The sequence below is a fragment of the Nonomuraea sp. ATR24 genome, assembly GCF_041950485.1.
Classification (GTDB): Bacteria; Actinomycetota; Actinomycetes; order Streptosporangiales; family Streptosporangiaceae; genus Nonomuraea; species Nonomuraea ceibae.
Genome location: NZ_JBGNUU010000046.1, coordinates 3,161 through 4,448, shown reverse-complemented (window position 1 = coordinate 4,448; position 1,288 = coordinate 3,161). Strand labels below are relative to the sequence as shown.

General features: G+C 57.0%; 1 rRNA gene (only partly in view). It reads right to left on the bottom strand.

What is annotated here, in order from left to right:
• A 23S ribosomal RNA gene (locus tag ACBI99_RS45755) occupies positions 1-1,288 on the bottom strand (its annotated part continues 1,570 nt past the right edge of the window); the annotation flags it as partial.

Here is a 1,288-nt window from a genome sequence, read left to right as displayed (position 1 = left end):
AAACGGGGTGGGAGACCTCATCTCAAGGCGAGCTTCCCGCTTAGATGCTTTCAGCGGTTATCCCTTCCGAACGTAGCCAACCAGCCGTGCACCTGGCGGTACAACTGGCACACCAGAGGTTCGTCCGTCCCGGTCCTCTCGTACTAGGGACAGCTCCTTTCAAGTCTCCTGCGCGCGCAGCGGATAGGGACCGAACTGTCTCGCGACGTTCTAAACCCAGCTCGCGTACCGCTTTAATGGGCGAACAGCCCAACCCTTGGGACCTACTCCAGCCCCAGGATGCGACGAGCCGACATCGAGGTGCCAAACCATCCCGTCGATATGGACTCTTGGGGAAGATCAGCCTGTTATCCCCGGGGTACCTTTTAGCCGTTGAGCGACACCGCTTCCACATGCCGATGCCGGATCACTAGTCCCAGCTTTCGCTCCTGCTCGACCCGTCAGTCTCACAGTCAAGCTCCCTTGTGCACTTACACTCAACACCTGATTGCCAACCAGGCTGAGGGAACCTTTGGGCGCCTCCGTTACCCTTTAGGAGGCAACCGCCCCAGTTAAACTACCCACCAGACACTGTCCTCGATCCGGATCACGGACCAGAGTTAGACGTTCAAAACGACCAGAGTGGTATTTCACCAATGACTCCACCCGAACTAGCGTCCGAGCTTCCCAGTCTCCCACCTATCCTACACAAGACGCTCCAAACGCCAATGTCAAGCTGTAGTGAAGGTCCCGGGGTCTTTCCGTCCTGCTGCGCGTAACGAGCATCTTTACTCGTAGTGCAATTTCGCCGGGTCTGCGGTTGAGACAGCGGGGAAGTCGTTACGCCATTCGTGCAGGTCGGAACTTACCCGACAAGGAATTTCGCTACCTTAGGATGGTTATAGTTACCACCGCCGTTTACCGGCGCTTAAGTTCTCACCTTCGCCAACCGAAGCTGGCTAAGCGGTCCCCTTAACGTTCCGGCACCGGGCAGGCGTCAGTCCGTATACATCGTCTTACGACTTCGCACGGACCTGTGTTTTTAGTAAACAGTCGCTTCCCCCTGGCCACTGCGACCCCCACCAGCTCCAGGCGTAAAGCCCATCACCAGCAGAGGTCCCCCTTCTCCCGAAGTTACGGGGGCAATTTGCCGAGTTCCTTAACCACAGTTCACCCGATCGCCTTGGTATTCTCTACCTGACCACCTGAGTCGGTTTAGGGTACGGGCCGCCACAACACTCGCTAGAGGCTTTTCTCGGCAGCATAGGATCATCCACTTCACCACAATCGGCTCGGCATCACATCTCAG